This window comes from Pseudomonas sp. HY2-MNA-CIBAN-0224 (assembly GCF_040310285.1).
GTDB lineage: Bacteria > Pseudomonadota > Gammaproteobacteria > Pseudomonadales > Pseudomonadaceae > Aquipseudomonas > Aquipseudomonas helleri.
On the sequence record NZ_JBEOPQ010000789.1, the window covers coordinates 1 to 247 of the forward strand.

The window sequence follows — 247 nt, forward strand, 5'->3', positions numbered from 1 at the left end:
CGCCACTAGCGATTATGGTGATCAGTGACAGAATTTCTGCTTTTGATTGTATTTTTCATGGCGAAGGTAACTTGCAAGGCATCCCAGGCAAAGGCGCGGCACTCAATGCCATTTCAAACCATTGGTTTAGTTTATTTGCCGAAAATGGCTTAGCTGATAGCCATATCTTAGATATCCCACACCCTTTTGTGTGGATAGTGCAAAAAGCCCGTCCAATTAAAGTGGAAGCCATTTGTCGTCAGTACAT

1 protein-coding gene is annotated in these 247 nt (G+C 43.3%); it reads left to right on the plus strand.

The genetic code is table 11. The features are described from left to right. Positions 1-247, plus strand: a 247-nt coding sequence (locus AAEZ03_RS28465; RefSeq protein WP_350583321.1) for a phosphoribosylaminoimidazolesuccinocarboxamide synthase, incomplete at both ends; no start/stop codon positions are given.